Origin of the sequence: Metasolibacillus meyeri, assembly GCF_003049505.1 — a bacterium.
Lineage (GTDB): Bacteria > Bacillota > Bacilli > Bacillales_A > Planococcaceae > Metasolibacillus > Metasolibacillus meyeri.
In genome coordinates this window covers 1-1,389 of record NZ_PYWN01000238.1, presented here as the reverse complement: position 1 = coordinate 1,389, position 1,389 = coordinate 1, and the positions used below count along the sequence as shown (strand labels likewise).

The 1,389-nt window shown below is 36.6% G+C and carries 1 protein-coding gene; it reads left to right on the top strand.

Annotation, left to right across the window (positions count from 1 at the left end; genetic code table 11):
- Window positions 1-133: 133 nt before the first annotated feature.
- Complete coding sequence (locus tag C9J34_RS21260; RefSeq protein WP_107842155.1) at window positions 134-1,258, top strand: IS4 family transposase; 1,125 nt, start codon at window positions 134-136, stop codon at window positions 1,256-1,258.
- Window positions 1,259-1,389: the final 131 nt, after the last annotated feature.

Genomic DNA, 1,389 nt, shown 5'->3' with positions numbered 1-1,389 from the left:
CACTAGCGTCGCATTAAAATAATTCAATACGAAAAATAAATCTGACTTTTCTGTAACTAAACTTTTCCATAAAAAAATCCTTTATAATGGTTGGTGGTAGTAACCTATCCAAATCCAATATAAAGGACATCGCATGGATAAGATTACACGAAAAACATCATTTGAACAATGGTTTTCCCCAATTTCGTTAACAGATTTTGAAGATCTGGTGAAAACCAATCAACTAAATGCCTATACAAAGAAGTTACACATGAATTCCTTTGTGAAATTACTTTTGTATGCTCAACTCCATGAAACAGAAAGTTTACGGGCATTGAGCGACGCTATATTTTCGGAAGATTTACAACATGCAACAGGGTTAGATTCCATTAGCTTCTCACAATTAGGTAGACGATTGAGTCAGATCCCAACCGTGTTTTTTCGAACGATTTCTCTGAATTTGGTTGCCCAAATCCACAAGAAAACAGATTTTGAGAAGCGAAGAAAAATTTCAACACCACTGAAAATCATTGATTCGAGTACACTACCGCTTAATTTAACCAACCACAAGTGGGCTGAGTTTCGAAAGACAAAATCAGGTGTAAAGCTTCACTTACGTCTCGTTTTCATGGAAAATGGCTACTCTTATCCAGATAAGGTAGTGCTAACGAATGCCATCGAACACGATCGAGGTCAACTAGAAGTATTCATAGACGATAAAGAATGCATGTACGTGTTCGACCGTGGTTACCTTGCTTATGAACGTTTTGATCGAATGACAGACAAAGGGTATTTCTTTGTTACACGTTTACGTAAAAACGCTATCGTCCGTGTAGTAGAGCCTCTTTTAGTAAAGGAAAACTCAACTGTACTATCCGATGAAATGGTTGTGATTGGGACAACTCAAAATCGCTCAGAGAATGTTTTCCGCCTCGTAAAAGTGATGGATTCAAAGGGAAATGAACTTCATTTACTGACCAATCGTTTTGATATAGACGCAGATGAAATCGCAGAAATCTATAAATCACGCTGGGCGATTGAACTCTTTTTCAAATGGATGAAACAACATTTGAACATCAAAAAGTTCTATGGGCACAGTGAACAAGCTGTGCACAATCAAGTGTATCTAGCCATGATTGTGTATTGTTTGAATGTTTTAGCTCAACTGAACACAAATAGCGAGCGGAGTTATTTACAAATTAGTCGCTATTTGAAAGCAACTTTATGGAAATCCGCTCACATTTGGTTACGCAAAATCCAAGGAAAGAGTGTGCCATAAATGTTTGAACAGTCGTTGTTGCACAAGACACAGGGAATAGTAAAAAAATGGATATTCACTACCTTCGCTTTGGTGCTATCCATTTTTCATTAAAATCAAGAAAAATAAAAACTGAAGATTCAGAACTAATT

Coding starts and splice junctions, on each gene's coding strand:
- C9J34_RS21260 (WP_107842155.1), top strand. CDS start 134: ATGGATAAGATTACACGAAAAACATCATTTGAACAATGGTTTTCCCCA.